Annotated in this window: 24 protein-coding genes and 4 tRNA genes; 9 read left to right on the forward strand and 19 right to left on the reverse strand. The window is 37.6% G+C overall.

Annotated elements, in window-relative coordinates; translation table 11 throughout:
- Position 1: 1 nt before the first annotated feature.
- From rplK to AC5YGB_RS06810, 15 genes are all read right to left on the reverse strand, one after another.
- Positions 2–430 carry a 50S ribosomal protein L11 gene (gene rplK, locus AC5YGB_RS06740; RefSeq protein WP_020024538.1) on the reverse strand — a complete coding sequence of 143 codons (429 nt, stop codon included), beginning with the start codon at positions 428–430 and terminating at the stop codon, positions 2–4.
- Between the two features lie 65 nt (positions 431–495).
- Positions 496–1,029: a transcription termination/antitermination protein NusG gene (gene nusG / locus AC5YGB_RS06745; protein WP_020024537.1), complete on the reverse strand. Its 534-nt coding sequence runs from the start codon at positions 1,027–1,029 to the stop codon at positions 496–498.
- 13 nt (positions 1,030–1,042) lie between these two features.
- Positions 1,043–1,426, reverse strand: coding sequence for a preprotein translocase subunit SecE (gene secE / locus AC5YGB_RS06750; protein ID WP_020024536.1), 384 nt, complete (start codon positions 1,424–1,426; stop codon positions 1,043–1,045).
- A 15-nt stretch (positions 1,427–1,441) separates the two neighbouring features.
- A tRNA-Trp gene (locus AC5YGB_RS06755) sits at positions 1,442–1,517 on the reverse strand.
- Between the two features lie 56 nt (positions 1,518–1,573).
- The gene (gene tuf, locus AC5YGB_RS06760) at positions 1,574–2,764 is read right to left on the reverse strand and encodes an elongation factor Tu (RefSeq protein WP_020026356.1); all 1,191 of its coding nucleotides are present in this window, start codon (positions 2,762–2,764) and stop codon (positions 1,574–1,576) included.
- Positions 2,765–2,795: 31 nt separating this feature from the next.
- Positions 2,796–2,871 (reverse strand) — tRNA-Thr (locus AC5YGB_RS06765).
- A 15-nt stretch (positions 2,872–2,886) separates the two neighbouring features.
- Positions 2,887–2,960 (reverse strand) — tRNA-Gly (locus AC5YGB_RS06770).
- Positions 2,961–2,981: 21 nt separating this feature from the next.
- Positions 2,982–3,066, reverse strand: a tRNA-Tyr gene (locus tag AC5YGB_RS06775).
- An 80-nt stretch (positions 3,067–3,146) separates the two neighbouring features.
- Positions 3,147–4,373 (reverse strand): malic enzyme-like NAD(P)-binding protein, encoded by a 1,227-nt coding sequence (locus tag AC5YGB_RS06780; protein WP_020029054.1) that lies wholly within the window; start codon positions 4,371–4,373, stop codon positions 3,147–3,149.
- 29 nt (positions 4,374–4,402) lie between these two features.
- Positions 4,403–5,335 carry a malate dehydrogenase gene (mdh, locus tag AC5YGB_RS06785; protein WP_496137067.1) on the reverse strand — a complete coding sequence of 311 codons (933 nt, stop codon included), beginning with the start codon at positions 5,333–5,335 and terminating at the stop codon, positions 4,403–4,405.
- Between the two features lie 23 nt (positions 5,336–5,358).
- Positions 5,359–6,081, reverse strand: a complete 723-nt coding sequence (locus tag AC5YGB_RS06790) for a succinate dehydrogenase/fumarate reductase iron-sulfur subunit (protein ID WP_020024055.1) — start codon at positions 6,079–6,081, stop codon at positions 5,359–5,361.
- Entirely contained in the window at positions 6,078–8,006 is a 1,929-nt protein-coding gene (locus tag AC5YGB_RS06795; RefSeq protein WP_496137068.1) for a fumarate reductase/succinate dehydrogenase flavoprotein subunit, read from the reverse strand. Before AC5YGB_RS06795 ends, AC5YGB_RS06790 begins: the two co-directional genes overlap by 4 nt.
- Complete coding sequence (locus tag AC5YGB_RS06800; protein WP_496137069.1) at positions 7,993–8,598, reverse strand: succinate dehydrogenase/fumarate reductase transmembrane subunit; 606 nt, start codon at positions 8,596–8,598, stop codon at positions 7,993–7,995. The genes AC5YGB_RS06795 and AC5YGB_RS06800 overlap by 14 nt, the downstream gene beginning before the upstream one ends.
- Positions 8,585–9,076, reverse strand: a complete 492-nt coding sequence (locus tag AC5YGB_RS06805) for a hypothetical protein (protein WP_053819733.1) — start codon at positions 9,074–9,076, stop codon at positions 8,585–8,587. Before AC5YGB_RS06805 ends, AC5YGB_RS06800 begins: the two co-directional genes overlap by 14 nt.
- Before the next feature lie 140 nt (positions 9,077–9,216).
- Positions 9,217–10,557, reverse strand: coding sequence for a trimethylamine monooxygenase (locus tag AC5YGB_RS06810; RefSeq protein ID WP_496137070.1), 1,341 nt, complete (start codon positions 10,555–10,557; stop codon positions 9,217–9,219).
- A 197-nt stretch (positions 10,558–10,754) separates the two neighbouring features.
- On the opposite strand from AC5YGB_RS06810, the gene mraZ reads away from it, so the two are divergent.
- The 4 genes from mraZ to AC5YGB_RS06830 all read left to right on the forward strand — a co-directional run bounded on the left by mraZ (position 10,755) and on the right by AC5YGB_RS06830 (position 14,287).
- Positions 10,755–11,207 (forward strand): division/cell wall cluster transcriptional repressor MraZ, encoded by a 453-nt coding sequence (gene mraZ / locus AC5YGB_RS06815; protein ID WP_020024050.1) that lies wholly within the window; start codon positions 10,755–10,757, stop codon positions 11,205–11,207.
- 4 nt (positions 11,208–11,211) lie between these two features.
- The gene (rsmH, locus tag AC5YGB_RS06820; protein ID WP_496137071.1) at positions 11,212–12,165 is read left to right on the forward strand and encodes a 16S rRNA (cytosine(1402)-N(4))-methyltransferase RsmH; all 954 of its coding nucleotides are present in this window, start codon (positions 11,212–11,214) and stop codon (positions 12,163–12,165) included.
- Between the two features lie 89 nt (positions 12,166–12,254).
- Entirely contained in the window at positions 12,255–12,440 is a 186-nt protein-coding gene (locus AC5YGB_RS06825) for a hypothetical protein (RefSeq protein WP_236849158.1), read from the forward strand.
- A complete protein-coding gene (locus AC5YGB_RS06830) occupies positions 12,437–14,287 on the forward strand; it encodes a penicillin-binding transpeptidase domain-containing protein (protein ID WP_496137072.1) in 1,851 nt (616 codons plus the stop codon). Before AC5YGB_RS06825 ends, AC5YGB_RS06830 begins: the two co-directional genes overlap by 4 nt.
- Here AC5YGB_RS06830 and dnaG read toward each other — a convergent pair.
- Positions 14,284–16,110, reverse strand: coding sequence for a DNA primase (dnaG, locus tag AC5YGB_RS06835; RefSeq protein WP_496137073.1), 1,827 nt, complete (start codon positions 16,108–16,110; stop codon positions 14,284–14,286). The two genes, AC5YGB_RS06830 and dnaG, sit on opposite strands and share 4 nt — an antisense overlap.
- A gap of 41 nt (positions 16,111–16,151) precedes the next feature.
- On the opposite strand from dnaG, the gene AC5YGB_RS06840 reads away from it, so the two are divergent.
- The 5 genes from AC5YGB_RS06840 to AC5YGB_RS06860 all read left to right on the forward strand — a co-directional run bounded on the left by AC5YGB_RS06840 (position 16,152) and on the right by AC5YGB_RS06860 (position 19,322).
- Entirely contained in the window at positions 16,152–17,057 is a 906-nt protein-coding gene (locus AC5YGB_RS06840) for an LpxL/LpxP family acyltransferase (RefSeq protein WP_496137074.1), read from the forward strand.
- Between the two features lie 82 nt (positions 17,058–17,139).
- Positions 17,140–17,400 (forward strand): 30S ribosomal protein S15, encoded by a 261-nt coding sequence (gene rpsO / locus AC5YGB_RS06845; protein ID WP_020024043.1) that lies wholly within the window; start codon positions 17,140–17,142, stop codon positions 17,398–17,400.
- Between the two features lie 72 nt (positions 17,401–17,472).
- A complete protein-coding gene (gene prfB, locus AC5YGB_RS06850) occupies positions 17,473–18,567 on the forward strand; it encodes a peptide chain release factor 2 (RefSeq protein WP_496137075.1) in 1,095 nt (364 codons plus the stop codon).
- Positions 18,568–18,631: 64 nt separating this feature from the next.
- Positions 18,632–19,012: a phosphoribosyl-AMP cyclohydrolase gene (gene hisI / locus AC5YGB_RS06855; RefSeq protein ID WP_496137076.1), complete on the forward strand. Its 381-nt coding sequence runs from the start codon at positions 18,632–18,634 to the stop codon at positions 19,010–19,012.
- Entirely contained in the window at positions 19,005–19,322 is a 318-nt protein-coding gene (locus AC5YGB_RS06860) for a phosphoribosyl-ATP diphosphatase (RefSeq protein WP_496137077.1), read from the forward strand. Before hisI ends, AC5YGB_RS06860 begins: the two co-directional genes overlap by 8 nt.
- An 11-nt stretch (positions 19,323–19,333) precedes the next feature.
- Here the strand turns inward: AC5YGB_RS06860 and AC5YGB_RS06865 are convergent, their stop codons facing one another.
- The 3 genes from AC5YGB_RS06865 to AC5YGB_RS06875 form a co-directional block, all read right to left on the reverse strand.
- Positions 19,334–19,936, reverse strand: coding sequence for an ANTAR domain-containing response regulator (locus AC5YGB_RS06865; RefSeq protein WP_020026166.1), 603 nt, complete (start codon positions 19,934–19,936; stop codon positions 19,334–19,336).
- A 143-nt stretch (positions 19,937–20,079) separates the two neighbouring features.
- Positions 20,080–21,294 (reverse strand): ammonium transporter AmtB, encoded by a 1,215-nt coding sequence (gene amtB, locus AC5YGB_RS06870; protein WP_496137078.1) that lies wholly within the window; start codon positions 21,292–21,294, stop codon positions 20,080–20,082.
- A 9-nt stretch (positions 21,295–21,303) separates the two neighbouring features.
- Positions 21,304–21,648 carry a P-II family nitrogen regulator gene (locus tag AC5YGB_RS06875; protein ID WP_496137079.1) on the reverse strand — a complete coding sequence of 115 codons (345 nt, stop codon included), beginning with the start codon at positions 21,646–21,648 and terminating at the stop codon, positions 21,304–21,306.
- Positions 21,649–21,718: the final 70 nt, after the last annotated feature.

Raw genomic sequence — 21,718 nt, forward strand, 5'->3', positions numbered from 1 at the left:
ATTAACCCTCCACCACAAGGCCCATAGAACGGGCAGTTCCGGCAACGATTTGGACAGCAGCATCTAAATCATTCGCATTTAAATCTTTCATTTTAATATTTGCAACTTCCTCAAGTTGTGCACGAGTAACTGTTCCAACTTTATTAATATGAGGCTCACCACTTCCTTTTGCAATGCCCGTCACTTTTCGAAGAAGGACCGCTGCAGGAGGTGTTTTCGTTACAAATGTGAAACTTCTATCATTGTAAACAGTAATAATTACTGGAACAGGCATGCCCTTATCAAGCTCTTGTGTTTGGGCATTGAATGCCTTACAAAAGTCCATGATATTTACGCCATGCTGACCTAAAGCTGGCCCAACAGGTGGCGAAGGATTAGCCTCTGCCGCTGGGACCTGTAGTTTAATATAAGACTCAATTTTTTTTGCCATTTTATCTCCTATGGGTACAAACGCCTATCAAGCTCCCCGTTAACAAAATAACCCAATGGGTTATGTTATGTTTTCTCTACTTGAGAAAACTCTAGTTCAACTGCAGTAGTTCGACCAAAAATTAAGACTTCTACTGTCAGTAAACTTTTTTCATAATTCACACTTTCAACGGTTCCATTAAACTCATTAAATGGACCATCAATAACAAGAACTTCTTCACCAGGTTGAAATGCAACCTTAGGTTTAGGTTTATCTGCTCCCTCTTGAACACGAGCAAAAATTCTATCCACCTCTCTTTGTGTAATCGGAGAGGGTTTTCCTGATGATCCGCCAATAAAACCAATAACATTATTTGTATTCTTTACCAACAGCCAGCTTGGCTCAGTTAGTTCCATCTTAATGAGCATATACCCTGGGAAAAATTTTCTCTCAGTTTCTTTTTTCTTTCCACCTTTAAGTTCAACAACCTGCTCAGTAGGAATTAATATCTCACCAACTAAGTCTTCTATCCCTTCCCTAGCAACAGCCTCCTCAATGGCTAACTTTACTTTCGCTTCATAGCCGCTTCTTGCGTGGATTACAAACCAATTCTTAGACATGAAAATCCTTTACTTAAAATATGTTAATTGAAGAAATTGACTGAACACCCCATGTAAAGAATGCATCCACAATCCAAAGGAAAATTGCCACCACGACCACTGCAATCATAATGATTCCAGTTGTTTTCAATGTCTCTTCTCTTGTAGGCCAAACTACCTTTCTAAGCTCTATACGTGTCTCTTTCAAGAAATGTACAAAGGTATCACCTTGGCTAGATTTAATAAATATTCCACCTGCAGCAATAAACAACGCAAGAGTGACAAGCACCTTAGTCAGAGAATTGAAATTGAGAGGGTTTACATAATACAAAGCAAGTGTAGCGATAACTACAACAACTGCCAGGATAGTCTTCCATTGATCAGAACCACTCTTTAAATTGTCTATTTGTTTAGCCACATATATCCTTTAATTTGGCAGGCAAGGAGGGACTCGAACCCCCAACCAATGGTTTTGGAGACCACTACTCTACCAATTGAGCCACTTGCCTATATATCAAATCCTAAAAGTGGCCACTCAAGAGTAGCCACTTACTTTAAATACTTTTTAACTCGTAATCTTCGAGACGACTCCAGCACCTACCGTGCGTCCGCCTTCTCTAATTGCAAATCTTAAACCCTCTTCCATTGCAATTGGAGCAAGTAACTCAACTGTCATCTTCACATTGTCGCCTGGCATAACCATTTCAGTACCTGATGGTAATTCACATGCGCCAGTCACGTCTGTTGTTCTGAAGTAGAACTGTGGACGATAGTTGTTGAAGAATGGCGTATGACGGCCACCTTCTTCTTTGCTTAAGATATAGACTTCAGCTTCAAACTTAGTGTGCGGGTTGATCGTCCCTTTCTTAGCTAAGACCTGACCACGCTCAACTTCTTCACGCTTGGTACCACGAAGAAGAACACCAACGTTATCACCTGCTTCACCTGAGTCAAGCAACTTTCTAAACATTTCAACACCCGTACATGTAGTCAACTGAGTGTCTTTAATACCTACGATTTCGATTTCATCACCCACGTTTACAACGCCGCGCTCGATACGACCAGTAACAACCGTTCCACGACCTGAGATTGAGAACACGTCCTCAATAGGCATAAGGAATGTCTTATCTGTATCACGCTCTGGTGTTGGGATATAAGTGTCTAACGCTTCAACTAACTTCAGGATTGAAGGAACACCGATATCTGATGTGTCACCCTCGAGTGCTTTTAGTGCTGAACCAAAAACAACTGGCGTGTCATCACCTGGGAATTCATATTCTGTTAGAAGCTCACGGATTTCCATTTCAACAAGTTCAACGAGTTCTTCATCGTCAACCATGTCAGCTTTATTCATGTAAACCACAATGTATGGAACACCGACCTGACGAGACAATAGAATGTGCTCACGTGTTTGAGCCATTGGTCCATCAGTTGCAGCGATTACAATAATAGCGCCGTCCATCTGAGCAGCACCTGTAATCATGTTCTTCACATAGTCAGCGTGTCCTGGACAGTCAACGTGTGCGTAGTGACGAGCTTCTGACTCATACTCTACGTGTGCTGTTGAGATAGTGATACCACGCTCTCTTTCTTCAGGAGCATTATCAATATCTGCGTAATCCTTGAACTCACCACCACGGGCTTCAGCCATCACCTTAGTAAGGGCTGCAGTTAAAGTCGTTTTACCATGGTCAACGTGACCAATTGTTCCCACATTTACGTGTGGTTTGGTTCTTTCAAATTTTTCTTTTGCCATTTTTAATCCCCTGTATACATTCAAATTAAAGTGGAGCTCACCACCGGAATTGAACCGGCGACCTCTTCCTTACCAAGGAAGTGCTCTACCGACTGAGCTAGGTGAGCACAGTCCTAACCACTTGGAGCGGGTGATGGGAATCGAACCCACCTCATTAGCTTGGAAGGCTAAGGTAATACCAATATACGACACCCGCAATTTCCTTTTCTTTTTTCTCTGGTGGAGGGAGTTGGATTCGAACCAACGTACTCAGAGAGAACGGATTTACAGTCCGTCGCCTTTAACCACTCGGCCACCCCTCCAAAAAAACAATCAGACATTATCCCATAACTAATTCTGCTTAGCAAGGATTAAATAAGCTAAATATGAGGTATAAAAATGATTATTTTAAGCGTGAAACTCCGCTCTTTACTGCGGCATCAAATATAGCTTTTGGAATCAGGTCAATGAGTCTAGGATCAAAAGGTTTTGGAATGAAATAATCTTTACCAAAACTGAGCTCTTTAACTTGATAAATTTCTAATAGAGATTGAGGAGCAGGTAGCTTTGCGAGATCCTTAATAGCATGCACAGCTGCAACTTTCATTTCAGTATTGATAATCTTGGAATTAGCATCTAACGCTCCTCTAAAAATATAAGGAAAACCAATCACATTATTAACCTGATTTGGAAAATCACTTCTGCCAGTTGCCATCAATGCATCGTCTCTACAAGCAAAAACATCCTCAACTGAAATTTCAGGATCAGGATTAGATAAAGCAAAGATAATTGGCTTTTTGGCCATCGATTTAATCATAGCTTGAGTAACAAGATTACCTCTTGCAACGCCAATCAAGACATCAGCTCCATCAATTGCATCACCCAAAGTCTTTTTACTCGTATCCACCGCAAAAGCTGCTTTGTACTTATTAACGATGCTTATTTGTTCTTTAGAAACAACGCCCCTTCGGTCAACCAGAATCATATTTTCTTTTTTAAATCCAAGATTTACCAATAAATCTAGAGTTGCTATGCCAGCAGAACCACCACCTGCAACAACAATCTTAGCAGAATTAATTGATTTTCCTTGAATTTCAAGAGCATTTAAAAGTCCAGCTGCAACAATAATGGCAGTGCCGTGTTGATCATCATGAAATACAGGAATATCTAGCTCTTTAATGAGTCGCTCTTCAATTTCAAAACAGCGCGGGGCAGAAATATCTTCCAAATTGATTCCGCCAAAAGTAGGTGCAATATTCTTAACCGTATTAACGATTTCATCAACATTTTGAGTATCAAGCTCAATATTAAAAACATTGATGCCTGCAAAGTGTTTGAATAAAACTGCTTTTCCTTCCATAACTGGCTTTGCTGCTAAAGGACCAACATTTCCAAGACCTAAAACCGCTGAACCGTCAGTGATAACCGCTACCAAATTACCCTTAATTGTGTATTGGTATACATTACTCTTATCTTTAGCAATCTCCCTTACCGGCGCAGCAACGCCAGGGCTGTATGCCAAACTGAGATCTTGATCATTATCAAGTTTTTTATGGGAGGTTACGTCAAGTTTCCCAGGTCCACCTTCTTTGTGATAAGCTAGAGCTCTATCATGCAAACTTTTTGACATTCTGACCCTTAAATTTTGTTAATTAACTACTACTTTACAAACTCTTCGCCGATTTTTATATCAGATCTGAGCGTGTCAAGAGCATCATCTAGGGTAGTCTGTTCAAAATCTGAAAGAGTGCCATAATTGAGTATTTTTTCGACACCATTCTTACCCAATAGCACTGGCTGAGCAAAAAATCTAGCCAATTCTCCAGATCCTTCAACGTAGGTGCACTCTATGACATCTTTTTCACCATTTAGGGCTCTTACTAGGGATAAGCCAAATTTAGCGGCAGCCTGTCCCATTGACAATGTGGCCGAACCACCCCCTGCTTTAGCTTCGACAACTTCTGTACCTGCATTTTGAATCCGTTTAGTCATTGCGGCTGCATCATCGTCACTGAATTCGAAGCCAGATTGAGAGAGAAGGGGAAGAATAGTGATTCCAGAATGTCCACCAATAACTGGCACTTTAACATCCATTGGATCTTTATTGAAGACTTCAGCAACAAATGTACTTGAGCGAATCACATCAAGAGTAGTGATTCCAAATAACCTTGTGGGATCATAAACACCCTTATTTTTTAAAACTTCAGCCGCAATTGCAACAGTTGTGTTAACTGGATTAGTAATGATACCAATAAGGGCTTTGGGGCAATTATCAGCACAAGAAGAAACGAGATTTTTTACAATTCCAGCATTAATATTAAATAAATCTGAACGATCCATGCCAGGCTTACGAGCCACACCAGCAGAAATCAATACAATATCAGCATTTAATAAAGCAGGAGAGGGGTCTTCACCCGAATAACCTTCCACTTTAACTGGAGTTGGGATGTGACTTAAATCAGCTGCAACCCCGGGCGTTACTGGAGCAATATCATACAAAGACAATTCTGTTCCGCTGGGAAGCTCTGTTTTAAGAAGCAAGGCAAGAGCCTGACCAATTCCACCTGCAGCACCTAATATTACAACTTTCATCACATCTCCTAAATTAATTATTTTTATAGTAAATTATTCATGGCAGCAATATTGCTAACCGAAATTTCTTTTGGACAAACTGTTTCGCAATGTCGATGATTTGAACAACTTCCAAACCCTTCCTCTTCCATCTGATTAATCATCCTCTCTGCCCGCTTTTTGCTTTCAATTTTTCCCTGAGGTAAGCGTTCAAAATGATTGATTTTAGCGGCTACAAATAAACTGGCTGAAGCATTTGGACAAACTGCAACGCATGCACCACAGCCGATACATGTTGCAGAATCAAATGCACAATCAGCATCATCTTTATTGACTAATTGAGAGTTGGCCTCTGGAGCAGAGCCAACTGATACAGAAATAAACCCACCAGATTGGATAATGCGGTCGAACGCTTCCCGCTTGACTGCAAGATCCTTGACTATTGGAAAACTTTTTGCCCTCCAAGGCTCAATCCATAATTCCCTTTGATTGGCATAATCCCTCATATAAAGCTGACAAGTTGTAGTGGCCTTCTTTTCACCATGAGGATGCCCATTTATTACCAATGAGCATGTGCCACAAATACCCTCTCGGCAATCATAATCAAAAACAACGCAGTCCTCCCCTTTTTCTATGAGCTCTTCATTTAGCTGATCAAGCATCTCAAGAAAAGAAGTGTCACTGTCGATATCACTAATCTCATAGGTGACAAAACTTCCATCACTTTGCGTATTTTTTTGTCGCCAGATATGTAATGTAAAATTCATTTGTAGTCCCTATATGTTGGCTTGATAAACTCGAAGTCAAGTTGCTCTTTATGAAGCACAGGTTTGTCATCACTGTACTCCCAAGCAGCCACATATCCAAAATTTTCATCATCCCTCATTGCATCTCCACTTTCAGCCAGATACTCAAGGCGTGCATGCGCACCGCATGATTCATCTCGATCCAAAGCATCAACACACATTAAATGTCCAAGCTCAATAAAATCTGCAACTCTTCCAGCCTTTTCAAGCGTCTGATTAAAATCTTTATCGACTCCAGTCACTTTAATTTTTTGCCAAAAATCTGCCTTGAGTTTCTCAATTGAAGCGATTGCATTTTTGAGTGAATCCTTATCTCTTGCCATGCCACATGACGTCCACAAAATGCTTCCTATTTTTCTATGAAAGTAATCTGGAGAATACTGAGGATCAGGAGCATTCATTAAACTATCAATACGACTTTTAACTGAATCAACGGCTGCCAATACTTCAGGATGGTCATCATTAACCTCCTCAAATTTTCCTCGTGCTAGATAGTTAGCAACTGTCTGTGGAGCAACAAAATATCCATCTGCAAGGCCTTGCATCAAAGCAGAAGCTCCAAGGCGATTAGCGCCATGGTCTGAAAAATTAGACTCTCCGCAAGCAAACAAACCATCTATCGTTGTCATCAAATTGTAATCAACCCATAAGCCACCCATTGTGTAATGAGGTGCTGGGTAAATTTTCATTGGAACTTCATAAGGGTTTTCACCGGTAATACTCTTATACATATCGAATAAATTTCCGTATTTTTCTTTAACCTTTTCAGTCCCCATTTTTTGAATCACCGAGGAAAAATCAAGATAAACTCCAAGGCGCTGATTATTTACAACTGAACCAATTCCTCTTCCTTCATCACAGATACCCTTAAGAGCTCTGGAAGCAATATCTCTTGGAACAAGATTGGCAAAGGCTGGATACATTCTCTCTAAAAAGTAATCACGATCTTCTTCTACAATATCATTTGGACTCTTATCGCAATCTTCTTTATTTTTTGGGGCCCATATGCGGCCATCATTTCTCAGTGACTCACTCATCAATGTGAGCTTTGACTGGCTGTCGCCAGTTGGTGGTACACATGTGGGATGGATTTGAGTAAAGCTTGGATTTGCAAAGTAAGCTCCATTCTTATGGGCTCTCCATGTTGCAGAGGTGTTACAGCCTTTTGCATTTGTTGACAGATAGTAAGCATTACTATAGCCCCCCGTGCACATGACAACACAATCAGCTGTATGAGATGAAATTTCACCAGTCGTTAGGTCTCTGACAACAATACCCCTGGCCTTTCCATCAATAAGTATGACTTCTAACATTTCACATCTTGACTTATGTTTAACTCTCCCTGAGGCGATTTCTTTACTCATAGAACTATATGCGCCTAAAAGGAGTTGCTGGCCGGTTTGACCTCTAGCATAGAAAGTTCGGGACACTTGGGTGCCACCAAAAGATCTATTTGCCAAATAACCACTGTATTCTCTGGCAAAAGGAACGCCCTGGGATACGGCTTGATCAATAATGTTACAACTCAATTGAGCTAAACGATAAATATTGGACTCTCTCGCTCTAAAATCTCCACCCTTGATAGTGTCGTAAAAAAGTCTCCAGGTACTATCTCCATCATTTTGATAATTTTTACTAGCATTGACTCCGCCTTGAGCAGCAATTGAATGGGCTCTTCTGGGACTATCATTGTAACAAAAAGACTGGACATTGTATCCTGCCTCACCTAAGGTGGCACATAATGATGCACCTGCCAGACCAGTCCCAATGACTATTACATTGTATTTTTTCCTATTTTGGGGCGCTATAAGAGCAAGATCAAATTTATGCTTCTCCCAACGATTCTCTAGAGGCCCTGTTGGAACATTTGAATTAAACTTTTGCATACAAAATACCTAATGGAATTGAGGCATAACCTGCCATGATAAGAAGAACAATCAAGAGAGCAATACCCTTATGTTGTTTGCTTGAAACGCCCAAAGTCTGAAGTACATTTGAAAGTCCATGATGTAAGTGTGTTGAAATGGCAATCATTCCAAGCCCATATATGGCCCACATTACTGGCCTTTGAAAAATATTGGTAATTTCCGAATATAAATCAACAGTATTAATAGACAACATTTGAACGGTGTGCGTAATGATAAAAATAAGAATAATAGACGCACCTGACCATGCCACTATTCGGGGGACAGCCTTTGGATAAGGTTTTTTATATCGATCACCACTACTTATATTATTTGAAAGTTGCCTAGTAACCGCAACGACTACATGGAAAGTTAGTGTTGCAATTAATAAAGTGGCTAAAACAGGATAAAAAATTGAGCCATTAAACCAGACATAAAATGCAGTAAAGGCCTCTTCACCAGAGTGAAAGGTTAGAGCTCCCAATAGATAGAATATTAGGAAAAAAAACCAAAATAATCCAGCCATTGCCATCATTTTTTTGAGACTGACTGTTCGGTTATTAGTATAGTTCATCGAATTCTTGACGTGGTTGAAGGTTCTCTTTTTTTATTGTTCTTAGACAACTGTTGTATCGCAAAATTGGGTCAGCGCAATGCTCAGGAGCCATTTTTTCTGCGATCTCAAATTCTGCAATTGCTTCAATAAATCCATCATATGCAAAAGATCGAGACATGGAGTGCTTTAGTAAGCTTCTTGCTTGCCTCTCTAGGAAGATTCCAGAGTAATAATGACGTAAAAATTCTGAATTAAGTTTTTTGATACTATCTGTAATTTTATTACGGTGGACCTTAGATTCACTCTGAGATAGCTGATCGGTTAATGCAAGAATATATATGACTAAAGCGTCTTGATTATTGTTATCAACAGCAAAAATATCTAGGCAAATGCTAATTGCCATTTCGGGCTGAAGCAAAGAACGATATTGTCTCGCACGCTCTAGAACGTCTTCAATTGAAGAGTTTTCAATTTTATGATAGACCTTATTGTTCACCGAATAACAATTTAACCTTTAGTAAGCTGCATATTATATTTTATAAGCCGGTGAATTTTAGTCTTTAATTGTGTTTTTTATATGAAGAATTCATTTTGTTCAATGAAAAATTCATATGTTGAAACAGCGCTCCAGTTAAATTAAATATCAAGATAGCATTCTAAAGAATCATCTAAAGCATCGAGCCATGGCGTATGGTGAGGTGGAGACTCGGTTCCAGTCATGAGTGAGGCATGTGACTTATCTCTAAAAGTCATAATTCCATCCTTCTTATTATGTTTCCAGTCCATAAAAGTTCTGTTAACTCCCTCAATATCAAAATTAGGATAATCCGTCTCATCAATCAGCATCTGAGTATAAGCCCCTTGAAAGTCAATCGCGTATGCAACATCGTCTTGTGCTGTTTCTTTTTCATGCCATTCAAGTGTATGTGCTTGCATTTCACTAAAAGATGGAAGACTGATCTTTTTTAGAATGATATCTCTTGCGTACCAAGCTTGCGCATCAAACATATTAAATGTGTACCATTGATCTTGCATTCCTAGATACATAAGTCTTGGGTTCTTCTCCCAGACGACGCCCTTATATAAGTCAAGAGGATAAAGGATATTATTGGTTTTTAATCTCAAACTATCTGGTAAGAAGGGGAAGTGATGAATATATCCTGTGCACAGAATGATCGAATCTACTTCTTTTGAAGTTCCATCGGCAAAGAAAGCTTTATTGCCATCCACCTTAACTAGCGCTGGCTTTTCTTCCCAATTTTCAGGCCAGCCAAAACCCATTGGCGCCGTCCTGTAGCTACTAGTGATTGATTTAGCGCCATACTTATAGCACTGTGAACCAATATCTTCAGCAGAATAACTACTGCCTATGACCAAAATATCTTGGTCTTTAAATTCCATAGCGTCTCTGAAATCGTGGGCATGTAATATCCTGCCATTAAAATGGCTAAAGCCATCATAATTTGGAACATTGGGGGTTGAAAAGTGTCCACTCGCGACAATGACATAATCAAATTTTTCAGAGTAAGTTTCATCGTCAACAAGATTACTGACTGTGACTGTAAATTGTTCAGTGTCTTCATCGTATTCAACATTTCGAACTGCAGTATTAAATCGAATCATATTCCTAACCTTAGCTTTTTCTACTCTACCTTGAATATAGTCAAACAAAACTTCCCTTGGAGGGAATGAGGCAATTGGGTGGCCAAAATGTTCCTCAAAATAATAGTCAGCAAATTCCAGGCATTCTTTTGGCCCATTAGACCACAGGTAACGATACATACTGCTGTGCGCAATCTCACCATGCTGATCAAGCCCAGTTCTCCAGCTATAATTCCATAGCCCTCCCCAATTGTCTTGTTTTTCAAAACAGACTATTTCCGGCAACTCTTCTCCTTTTTCTTCAGCAGACTTAAAAGCCCTTAACTGTGCCAGTCCACTTGGGCCTGCGCCTATGATTCCAACTCTTTGTTTCATCCTCTCTCCTTCAAAATATAGACTTTTTTTATTCCCATTAGTATTGTAGGGATATTTTTGATTTTATATAATCATTTACTCTTGGAATATATTAATTTATCTAAATTATGAGTTTAAAAAAAATATTAAAGATAAGAGCCATTTTCTAAAAAATTATTTGTGGCTTTAAATGGTAAATAATGGTATAAAATGGATTTATGTTTCGTGGAATTCACCTTTTATCAATGGATGCAAAAGGTAGGATTAAAATTCCTACTCGTCATTTAGGACAAGTCACTAAAATTTGTTCTGGACAGATGGTCATGAGCATTCATCCTGATGATCCTTGTCTCGTTCTCTATCCTTTAAAAGATTGGCAGCAACTAGAACTCAAAATTGGAGAACTTCCATCTCTTAATATTCATACCAAAAAATTATCAAGAAAACTTATTGGGCATGCTATTGATTGTGAATTAGACAAAATTGGTAGGATTCTTATTCCTAGCTCTCATAAGAATTACGCTAATTTAAATAATAAAGTTATACTGAGTGGACAAGGTAAAAGTTTTGAAATCTGGGATGAAAGGGCATGGAAAGATCAAATTGAAAAAATTGAAAGACTAAGCAATCAAACTGAAGTACCTCAGGAAATTTCAAAACTTTCTCTTTAGTTAAATGTCATTAAGTAAGAATAATGCGTCCACTAAAGAATCTAACTATCATGACTCTGTTCTCTTTAATGAGGTTTTAAAAGCTCTAAACATAAAATCAGGTGGCATCTATGTTGATGCCACTTTGGGCCGATGTGGTCATACTCAAGGAATACTAAATCATCTAGATAGCTTGGGAAGTGTTATAGGATTTGATCAAGATATTGATGCAATTAAATATGCAGAGATTAATTTCTCTGACCCACGACTAGAGCTGATTCATAGTAATTTTTCAAACTTAAATGATGAGCTTAATAAAATTAATTTGATTGGTAAAGTTGATGGAGTCTTAATGGATTTAGGAATCTCCTCACCTCAAATAGACAATGCCGATAGGGGATTTAGCTTTAATAAAGATGGTTTACTTGATATGAGGATGGATCAATCTCAAAGACTCACTGCTAGAGAATGGCTTATAGAGACAAGTGAAAAAGAAATTGCAGATACGCTCTATCAATATGGAGAAGAAAAAAGAAGTCGTATTATTGCTTCAACTATAAAGGAATATCAAAAAAATAGTGAAATCAAGACAACTCTTGAGTTAGCAAATCTCATTTCGACCGTTGTCAAACCAGGCAAAAATAAGCACCCTGCAACGCGCTCTTTTCAGGCCATAAGGATAGCCATTAATGATGAGCTAATAACGCTCTCTGAAGCATTAAATCAAACGATTGATGCCTTGGATAAAGGGGGTAGGCTCGCTGTTATCTCGTTTCACTCAATTGAGGATAGAATTGTTAAACAATTTATCCAAAAACACTCTCGGCCTAAGCAGATTCCAAAAGGCTTACCTATCATGATGAATGATACGCAACCTTGCCTCCTTAAGGATCTAGGGAAAGTGAAGCCTTCAAATGAAGAGATAAAAATAAATAGAAGATCAAGAAGTGCAATTTTAAGGATAGCTGAGAAGTGTTAGCGATTTTTCAAAAAAGGATTGTAATTAATTTTAGTTTAGTAATTTCAATAATACTTTTATCAATATTAAGCATCCATTGGCATCATGAAATGTATTTACTGCATAAAACAGAGAAAACACTCAAAAATGAGAATGAAAAAATTAATGCCTTGAATAGGCAGTTAATGATGGAATATTCTGAAATTCAAAGTGGAGTAACTGTCTATCAAAAATCACAAGATGAATTATTAATGATTGCTCCTCTTGAGTCTGAAATGGAAGAGGTGACCATATGAAAATAGCTCGCGTTCAAGGTTATAGAAATAGGCAGTCACTTGTCAAAATTTGCTTTATTGCAATTGTCATCATTTTTATCTATCGCGCCTTTAGTGTAACCGATATTAAAGCAAACGATATTCCTCTTAAAGCCAAAGCCTCTAAAAATTCAGAGTTTTCACTTGTAGAAAAATCAATTAGAGGAAACATCTTAGATAGAAATAATAATCTGCTTGCAATCAATCTGATACATAAAAAAATTAATCTAGATCCTATGATTATTCAAGAAGAATATATTGATCTCTTGGCAGATGCATTAGAGATGCCCAGAATGGATTTCAGGGAGCAAATTATTGAAAAAAAAATAAACAAAAGAAAATACTTTATTGTTAAAGAAAAACTCAAGGTAAATGATCCTATTTTAAAAAATATTGCTGAACTTCAAAAGAAAAGGTCTAAGGTGTGTTTTAAGACATCTAAAAATCCTACAGTCACTCTTATCGATAAGGCTAAAAAGATTATTGGGATGAAGCCAACTGCCAAAGAAATGATTGAGGTGAACAAATGTGCTAGACAACGAATCGCTGGCGTAGCCATTGAATCAGGCGGCTTTCGTTATTATCCAAAAAAAGACTCTATTGCGCCTTTGATTGGAAAAACTAATTCAGAAAATATTGGGGTATTTGGAATTGAGTCTGAATATGATCAATATTTAGCTGGAATCAATGGAGTAAAAAGGCTAGCAGACAATAAAGATAATTCAAATATCTATTATGATGCTGAAATGATTAAAAAATTTAAGCAAGGAGAAGACTTAAAACTGACGATTGATTCAGACATTCAGTTTCATGTTTTCAATGCAATAAAAGAACAGGCAGAATTCCATGAGGCAGATTCGGCTGCAGCAATCGTTCTATCTCCAAATGGTGAAATATTAGCACTAGCTAATTACCCATCAACAAATCCAAATAATCATCAAAGCTATAGTGCAGATGATTATAGAAATCGTGTTTTTTCTGATAAAACCGAGCCAGGATCGACAATGAAACCTTTCACGATGCTTCTTGCACTAGACAAAGGAGTCATAACTGCCACTGATGATGAGTTAATAGATGTTAAAAATCGTGTTGGAAATATACTTCCTGATAAAAAGTATTCTGAAATGACAATTCAACAAATACTCGAAAAATCACATAATTTAGGTACGGTAATGGTAGCTGAAAATATTGAAAATGAAGAGTTCTATGACACATGGGAAAAACTCGGTTTTGGAAGATCCCTGGGGGTGATGCCTGGGACAGAAAACTCAGGAGTCTTGAGACATTTTAGTAATTGGGGCTTGGCTGATAAAAGATCCCTCTCTTTTGGCCATGGACCTATGAATACCAATCTTGCTCAGCTTGCAAGAGCCTATCTAGTCTTTGCAAATGATGGAGCTCTCCCTTCACTTAAGCTTCTAAAAGATGCAAATAAAAATGAAAACATTACACAAGTATTTACTCCAGAGTCAACACAAAGAATCTCTCAGATTTTAGATTCTGTAGCTTCAGATAATGGCTCTGGTTACCGTGCAGTTATTGATGGATATTCAGTAGCTGGCAAAACTGGAACTGCTGAAATGGTTATAGATGGTCAATACAATAAAGACGGCGCCAAGAGAACTTATTTTGTTGGTTACTCTCCTGCGGATAAACCTAAATACATTATGGCTGTCAGGCTTGATTATCCAAAAAAATGCTTTGTATCATGGGATCCAACCATGAGAAACCGATGTGAAGGATCCAATTCTGCTTCCATGGCTTTTAAAAAAGCCATGGAAAGAATACTCATTAATGATCCTGAAGTAATTTCTTTACTCGAGGGTTAAGATTTTTTTTGGCGGGTTGCGCTCACCTTGCTTTTCATAATATCTTGCATCACAGCTTTTTCTTCATCATGAGTTTTAGCGGAGAGAATTGAGGCCTTTGTAGATTTTCTTTCATAGAATTTTTCAGCTGCAGTGAGGGTGTACCCAAACTCCTCTTTAGCTTCATACTCACTCAAAAAGGGCTCCATTACGCTTAGTTCCTTAAGTCGGTTATAAACTCTTTCTTTAGATTTATAAGGTAATAATAATGCCTCCTTTGAAAGGTCAGACTCAACTTGAGCATGCCTTATTAGTTCAACCAAAACATCAGATTTTGGTAACTTCCTAGCCCTCTCTTCGATCACACTCGATGTCTCTGGATCATTAACAAGTGATGGATAATTAATGACGCAGGATATCATTCTAGACATAAGACTTTTTATACTTGAAGGGGAGGTTTTTTTGGGCTTTGTTTGAAGCGATTGATTGACTATCTCTGCTTGCTCAAGCTCATTGGCATAATAGTGCTGGGTATTATTTGCAATGTTTTGCTCAATTGCTTTTTCTACTTGAGTTATATTTTGTCCAATGGTTTGAGCAATACCCTCTATTAATTGTTGTTGATATATTGGATAACTTACTAAATTCACTAATGCTGCTGATTTTTCTAAAAATAATGTTTTACCTTCAATCGTATTAAAAGGGACTTCAGCCTTTATATGTTCAAATAGAAAGTTAGAAAGTGTTTGCGCTTCATCTACCCTTTTATTGAATGCTTTAGCTGATTCACTATTAATCAATGTGTCAGGATCTTCCCCTTCAGGTAATAGTAAAAATTTAATAACTAAGCCTGCAGTGATAGCAGGTAATGACGTTTGTAATGCTTTCCAAGCTGCATCTCTTCCCGCCTGATCACCATCAAAGCAAAAAACAATGGTCTCAGCTGTCCGGGATAAGACCTGTAAATGTGACGAAGTAGTGGCCGTTCCTAATGTAGCAACAACATTGGTGATTCCTTGTTGATGGAGTGCGATGACATCCATATAGCCCTCTACAACTATGATTGCATCTATTTTCCTGGAGTATTTTCTACAATGATAAAGGCCATATAATTCTTTTGATTTTGAGAACAAAGGGGTTTCGGGTGAATTCAAATACTTGGGGTTATCTTTGCTCGATAAGACTCTGCCTCCAAAGCCAATAACCGACCCCTTTGTATTGTGAATAGGGAACATGAGTCGATCTCGAAAACGATCATAATAGTCGTCTTTTTTATCTTTTTTGGGGACAATCATTCCCATTTTTAATAGATCTTGTATGGATTCTTCACTATTTTTATATTCATCAAAAAGATTAGTCCAGCCTGGCGGTGCAAAGCCTAGTTCAAATCGTTTCGCAATCGATCCACTTACTCCACGATTTTTAGCATAATCCACTACTTTCTTTTTAGCGGCTGAAGTTTTGAGCTTTTCCTGATAAAAGCTGCTCAACTCTTCCATTAATTTGTTATATCTCTTAAAGCGCATATCTACAGGCTTAGCAGCTTGATCATAGACAACTGAAATTCCAGACTCGCCTGCCACAGTCTCTATTGCCTCCACAAAAGCCAAATGATCATATTTCATAATAAAATCAATGATGCCACCGCTTTCACCACAGCCAAAACAATGGTATATCTGCTTAGTCGGGACTACAGTGAAGGACGGTGTCTTTTCTTCATGGAAAGGACAGCATGCCTTATAATCTTTACCGGCCTTTTTTAAAGCGACACGCTTATTAATTAAACCAACAATATCTACTCTATTAGGTAAATCATTGATAAAATCTCTGTCAACAAATGGCATAATTTACAGCTTATTTTTTAGTTTCATTTAATTTTATTTTAATGTTAAACGTCGAATTTATTCACCCTAAATTTTTACTTACATGGATTCTAATTCTCTTTATGCGTCTTGGCGTCTTTATTCCATTCAAAGCTCAAGTGATTGCTGGAAAAGCGATTGGAAGAATGATGCATCCATTTATGCATAAATTGAGATCAACAGCTTACTCAAACATTTCACATTGTTTTCCTGAAAAAAAACAACCTCAAGTTGAGAGACTAGTCAAGAGACACTTTGAGGCAATTGGAGTAAGTTTTTTTGAGACTGCGAATGCTTATTATGGAACTGATAATAAAATTAAAAAATTGTTAACCATAAAGAATGAACATTTTTTTAAAGATGCCCTGAAAGAAGAAGGAGGGATTATTCTTCTTTGCTCACATTTTATGCCGCTCATGTTAGGCAGTCGTGCGCTATTAATTAAGCACACCATTGCAAATATTTACCGGCCTCAAAATAACAAGCTATTTGATAGTACTATGGTAAAAGGATATAAAAAAAATGGCGCTGTTATGATTAAAAGTACTGACACTAGATCCATTATTAAAGCGATTAATAATAGCCTTCCGATATGGTATGCTCCTGATCAAGATTTGGGTAAAAATAATACTGTTTTTGCTCCATTTTTTGGCATTCAAACTGCCACTGCATCAGCAACTGCAAGGCTTGCCAAAAACAACAACACTAGAGTCATTCCATATAGTTTTATTAGAACCAGTAATGGATATCTAATGTCCTTTGAAAAACCAATTTCCAACTATCCATCAAATGATCCTATTCATGATGCAACGGCTATTAATCAAATTTTAGAGAAACAAATTAATCACGCACCTGAACAGTATTTGTGGATTCATCGTCGCTTTAAAACAAGGCCAAATGATGAAAAAAACTTTTACAAATTTAATTAATAATATTTGATTAGAAATACAACATTTCAAAAAAATAGCGTATAATTCTCAACTTAAATTTTTGTTACATGAACTATAAATTATGTCAATTGATACACAAGCTATTATTAAAGAATACCAAAAAGACCCTTCAGATACTGGTTCTGTAGATGTTCAAGTTGCTCTCCTAACTGCTAGAATTAGCCACTTAACTGAGCACTTTAAAACTCACAAAAAAGACCATCATTCAAGAAGAGGGCTTTTACGTCTTGTTTCACAGCGCAAAAAATTACTTGCGTATGTTAAAAATAATGATCTTACTACTTATGCTAACTTAATCTCAAGGCTAGGCTTAAGAAAATAAGAAATTTACACCAGACAAATAAAAGCCCCTATTTTGGGGCTTTTTTATTACTTGTCGCATTAAAATAGAGTCATGGAACTATCAGCTTATTACCAAAAAATTTCAGAACTTATTGATCGACTGGATATATTATCAAAGCATCTTATGCTTGATGAAAAACAAGATCGTCTTGAGGAAGTTAGATTAGAATTAGAAAATCCTGATATTTGGTCTAATCCTGATAAAGCTCAGGCTCTAGGTAAAGAAAAAGTTCAACTTGATAATCTGTGTGAAACATTTTTAAACTCATCAAACATCTTAAATGATGCTAAAGAACTCTTAGAAATGGCAGAGACTGAAAATGATAGTGACACAGTTAATGGAATTATTTCCGATTTAAGTGAAACAGAGAACTCTATTGCCACTTATGAATTTGAGAGAATGTTCAGTGGTGAGATGGATCGAAACTCTGCCTACTTAGATATACAGTCTGGATCTGGTGGAACTGAAGCCCAAGACTGGGCTGAAATGATTTTAAGGATGTATTTGAGATGGGGTGACAAGCACAATTTTAAAGTGAAGCTTATGGAGGTTTCAGCTGGTGAAGTTGCCGGCATTAAATCAGCCACCATACACTTTGATGGTGACTATGCGTTTGGCTGGCTTAGAAGTGAGATAGGGATTCATAGACTCGTTAGAAAATCCCCATATAATGCAAATGGAAAAAGACATACTTCATTTTCTTCAGTTTTTGTATCGCCTGAGATTGATGATGATATTGAAATTGTGATTGATCCATCTGAACTTAGAATTGATACCTATCGAGCTTCAGGAGCTGGTGGTCAACATGTTAATAAAACTGAATCAGCGGTTAGGATTACTCATTTACCAACTTCAACAGTCGTTCAGTGCCAGGATGGACGCTCACAGCATGCCAATAAAGATCAAGCAATGAAACAGTTAAAATCAAAGCTTTATGAACTAGAAATGCAAAAGCGTAATGCTGATAAGCAAGATGTTGAGGATTTAAAGTCAGATATTGGCTGGGGACATCAGATTCGTTCATATGTTCTTGATCAGTCAAGAATTAAAGATTTAAGAACAGGTGTTGAAAGCAGCAATACCCAGGATGTTCTTGATGGAAATTTAGATCAATTTATTGTTGCCAGCCTAAAGGCTGGCCTCTAATAAATATATCGTAATTGTTTTAAAATGCATTGGTACAATTATTACTAAATATTAATACTCCGACATGAAAGCTATAGATACTATTCAGTTTAATGAGAAAGGCCTTGTTCCGGTTATCACTCAAGATTATTCAACAAATCAAATCTTGATGATGGCCTGGATGAATGAGGAAGCATTTGCTTTAACTTTAAAAACAAAGAAAGCAGTCTATTTTTCAAGGTCACGCAAAAAACTATGGTTCAAGGGTGAAGAATCTGGAAATTACCAAGATATAGTCGAAATATTTACTGATTGTGACCAAGATGTTGTCTTGCTCAAAGTGAATCAAAAAGGTGGCATTGCCTGTCACACTGGACGCACTAATTGTTTTTTCAATAAACTAGAAAATGATCAATGGAAAAGCGTCTCTAAAGTAATTAAAGATCCTAAAGAAATCTATGGATAACATTTTACATGCCCTAGAAAAAATTCTAGAAGAGAGGAAATCTTCAACTGAAGATAAATCTTACGTCTCTTCTTTGTATAGCAAGGGAGTGAATTCAATTTTAGAAAAGATTAGTGAAGAGTCTGAAGAGGTCATTCAAGCAGTGAAAGAAGAAGGTAGAGATGAAATTATCCATGAAGTAGCTGATTTATGGTTCCACATCATGGTTCTTCTGCGCCATGAGGATATTAGTATTGAAGAGATTGAGTTAGAATTAGCTAGACGTTTTGGCGTTTCTGGTCATGAAGAAAAAGCATCAAGAAAAAAATAACTTTAGCGTAACTAACCTAAAAGCTCAATAGCACTGATAACGCCATCGGCAACCTCTGAAATTCTTTTATTTTTATCCATTGCCATCTTTCTGAGAGATTGATAAGCTTCATCCTCAGTTATTTTTTTGTGTTTCATTAATAAACCCTTGGCCTTTTCTATTGACTTTCGTTCAGCAAGCTGACTTCTAGTTGCATCTAACTCATCTTTTAAAGCTTGGAATTCTCTAAAACGAGCGATGGCTACATCAATAATTGGCTGCACTCTTTTCTCTTCAAGGCCGTCTACAATATAAGCATTAACGCCAGATTTAATTGCTGTTCCAGCCATATGTTCCTCAGAGCTCTCTGTAAACATTACAATCGGCTTTGGCTTAGTTTTGTTGACATCCCTAAGGTTAGCAAAAACAGCCTCATCTGGTATGTCTGCATTAACAATGACAACGTCTGCATGAGTAATTTCATTACTATTAGCAAGGTTTTCACTTTCCTCTAAACGACTAATTACCTCATGACCTTTGTCCTGAAGAGCGCGCCTAAGTATTGCTGAACGTCCCATATTTTCATCAACTAGAATAATTTTAAGGGCAGTCTGATTCATGGTATTTTTTTTCATAATTCTAAGTTTTTATAACCATCAATAATATACCTCATTAGCACAAAGGTTATAAATGGATTAAAGTTTTATTATTAGGCCCTCCACTGCAGAATATATTCTTTAGTGGAGGATTTAAGTTTGAGTTTATATATTAAAAATAGTTACTTAACGACAAACTCTGGGTATGCCTCGAGTCCACATTCTGAGATATCCACTCCATCTTCTTCTTCTTCCTCGGATACGCGAATACCAATTAATGCTTTAAGAGCAAGCCAAAGTAAGAATGATGTTACAAAAACCCAAATAAATATTGTTGTAGCACCAATAATTTGACCTGAAAATGGAACTTCACTATTTGTTAAGGGCACTGCTAAAAGACCCCAAAGACCAACAACACCATGAACTGAAATTGCACCAACTGGATCATCGATCTTGAGTTTACGATCAAGCATTACAATTGAAATCACTACAATCACACCACCCACTGCTCCGATTAAACTTGCAACTAGAGCACTTGGCGTATCTGGTCCAGCAGTAATGGCAACTAGACCTGCTAGAGCTCCATTAAGTGTCATCGTTAAATCTGCTTTACCAAACCATAGTTTCGCAAATATAAGTGCTGCAATAACACCTCCTGCAGCCGCTGCATTGGTATTAACAAAAACCATTGCCACTGCATCTGCACTCTCCTTACTTGCCATTGCTAACACTGATCCACCATTGAAGCCAAACCATCCTAGCCATAAGATAAAAGTACCTAAAGTCGCCAAAGGGAGATTTGCACCTAGAATTGGCTTTGAATTCCCATCCTTATCATATTTCCCCTTTCTTGGACCAAGAACTATTACGCCAGCAATTGCTGCTGCTGCTCCAGCCATATGCACAATGCCTGATCCTGCAAAGTCATAGAAGCCAAAATCACCTAAATTATATAGACCAAAAACATCCTTTCCACCCCATGTCCATGAGCCTTCCAATGGGTAAATGATAGTAGTAAAAATTATTGCAAAAGCAAAAAATGTAAACAGCTTCATTCTTTCTGCTACCGCACCCGAAACGATTGACATCGCTGTCGCTACAAAGACTACCTGAAAGTAAAAGTCAGATGCATTTGAGTATGTTTCGCCTTGTCCACTAATTCCAGAAAGAAAAGCGCCACCACCATACATTAAGTCATAGCCATAGACCATATACATAGTACATGCAATTGCAAAAAGACCAATATTTTTAGTTAATATTTCTGCGGTATTTTTACTCCTCACAAGGCCAGCTTCTAGCATTGAAAAGCCAGCTGCCATCCACATTACAAGGGCGCCCATTACTAGGAAGTAAAAGGTATCAATTGCATATTTTAATTCTAATATTTGAATTTCCATTTCTATCTCCTATAATGCTTCTGGACCAGACTCATTCGTACGAATACGAACGACCTGTTCCAGATTTGTAACAAAAATCTTTCCATCACCAATTTTGCCGCCGTTAATCTTACAAGCAGTGCTAATGGTCGTAATGACCTCATCAACCTGCTCATCAGTAATTGCAATCTCTAACTTTACTTTTGGTAGAAACTCAACCACATACTCAGCACCGCGATAAAGTTCTGTATGGCCTTTTTGCCTTCCAAAACCCTTAACTTCGGTTACTGAAACCCCATTTATATCTATATCTGAGAGAACTTGTCTCACACTATCCAGTCTTTTTGGCTGAATATAAGCTGTAATCATTTTCATATCATTGCTCCAATGTCAAAAACAAAAAAGCCCACTACCTTCAAGAAGGTAGTGGGCTTCTATACCATTT

Source organism: Candidatus Pseudothioglobus sp. uisw_142 (assembly GCF_059512465.1).

What these genes read in the sequence shown, in the direction of transcription:
- AC5YGB_RS06875 (WP_496137079.1), bottom strand. Translation starts at nt 21,648, where the DNA reads ATGAAAATGATTACAGCTTATATTCAGCCAAAAAGACTGGATAGTGTG.
- dnaG (WP_496137073.1), bottom strand. Translation starts at nt 16,110, where the DNA reads ATGCCATTTGTTGACAGAGATTTTATCAATGATTTACCTAATAGAGTA.
- prfB (WP_496137075.1), top strand. Translation starts at nt 17,473, where the DNA reads ATGGAACTATCAGCTTATTACCAAAAAATTTCAGAACTTATTGATCGA.
- mdh (WP_496137067.1), bottom strand. Translation starts at nt 5,335, where the DNA reads ATGAAAGTTGTAATATTAGGTGCTGCAGGTGGAATTGGTCAGGCTCTT.
- AC5YGB_RS06825 (WP_236849158.1), top strand. Translation starts at nt 12,255, where the DNA reads ATGTATTTACTGCATAAAACAGAGAAAACACTCAAAAATGAGAATGAA.
- AC5YGB_RS06795 (WP_496137068.1), bottom strand. Translation starts at nt 8,006, where the DNA reads ATGCAAAAGTTTAATTCAAATGTTCCAACAGGGCCTCTAGAGAATCGT.
- rpsO (WP_020024043.1), top strand. Translation starts at nt 17,140, where the DNA reads ATGTCAATTGATACACAAGCTATTATTAAAGAATACCAAAAAGACCCT.
- nusG (WP_020024537.1), bottom strand. Translation starts at nt 1,029, where the DNA reads ATGTCTAAGAATTGGTTTGTAATCCACGCAAGAAGCGGCTATGAAGCG.
- AC5YGB_RS06840 (WP_496137074.1), top strand. Translation starts at nt 16,152, where the DNA reads ATGTTAAACGTCGAATTTATTCACCCTAAATTTTTACTTACATGGATT.
- rplK (WP_020024538.1), bottom strand. Translation starts at nt 430, where the DNA reads ATGGCAAAAAAAATTGAGTCTTATATTAAACTACAGGTCCCAGCGGCA.
- AC5YGB_RS06800 (WP_496137069.1), bottom strand. Translation starts at nt 8,598, where the DNA reads ATGAACTATACTAATAACCGAACAGTCAGTCTCAAAAAAATGATGGCA.
- AC5YGB_RS06810 (WP_496137070.1), bottom strand. Translation starts at nt 10,557, where the DNA reads ATGAAACAAAGAGTTGGAATCATAGGCGCAGGCCCAAGTGGACTGGCA.
- AC5YGB_RS06865 (WP_020026166.1), bottom strand. Translation starts at nt 19,936, where the DNA reads ATGAAAAAAAATACCATGAATCAGACTGCCCTTAAAATTATTCTAGTT.
- AC5YGB_RS06790 (WP_020024055.1), bottom strand. Translation starts at nt 6,081, where the DNA reads ATGAATTTTACATTACATATCTGGCGACAAAAAAATACGCAAAGTGAT.
- rsmH (WP_496137071.1), top strand. Translation starts at nt 11,212, where the DNA reads ATGTCATTAAGTAAGAATAATGCGTCCACTAAAGAATCTAACTATCAT.
- amtB (WP_496137078.1), bottom strand. Translation starts at nt 21,294, where the DNA reads ATGGAAATTCAAATATTAGAATTAAAATATGCAATTGATACCTTTTAC.
- AC5YGB_RS06780 (WP_020029054.1), bottom strand. Translation starts at nt 4,373, where the DNA reads ATGTCAAAAAGTTTGCATGATAGAGCTCTAGCTTATCACAAAGAAGGT.
- hisI (WP_496137076.1), top strand. Translation starts at nt 18,632, where the DNA reads ATGAAAGCTATAGATACTATTCAGTTTAATGAGAAAGGCCTTGTTCCG.
- tuf (WP_020026356.1), bottom strand. Translation starts at nt 2,764, where the DNA reads ATGGCAAAAGAAAAATTTGAAAGAACCAAACCACACGTAAATGTGGGA.
- AC5YGB_RS06830 (WP_496137072.1), top strand. Translation starts at nt 12,437, where the DNA reads ATGAAAATAGCTCGCGTTCAAGGTTATAGAAATAGGCAGTCACTTGTC.
- mraZ (WP_020024050.1), top strand. Translation starts at nt 10,755, where the DNA reads ATGTTTCGTGGAATTCACCTTTTATCAATGGATGCAAAAGGTAGGATT.
- AC5YGB_RS06860 (WP_496137077.1), top strand. Translation starts at nt 19,005, where the DNA reads ATGGATAACATTTTACATGCCCTAGAAAAAATTCTAGAAGAGAGGAAA.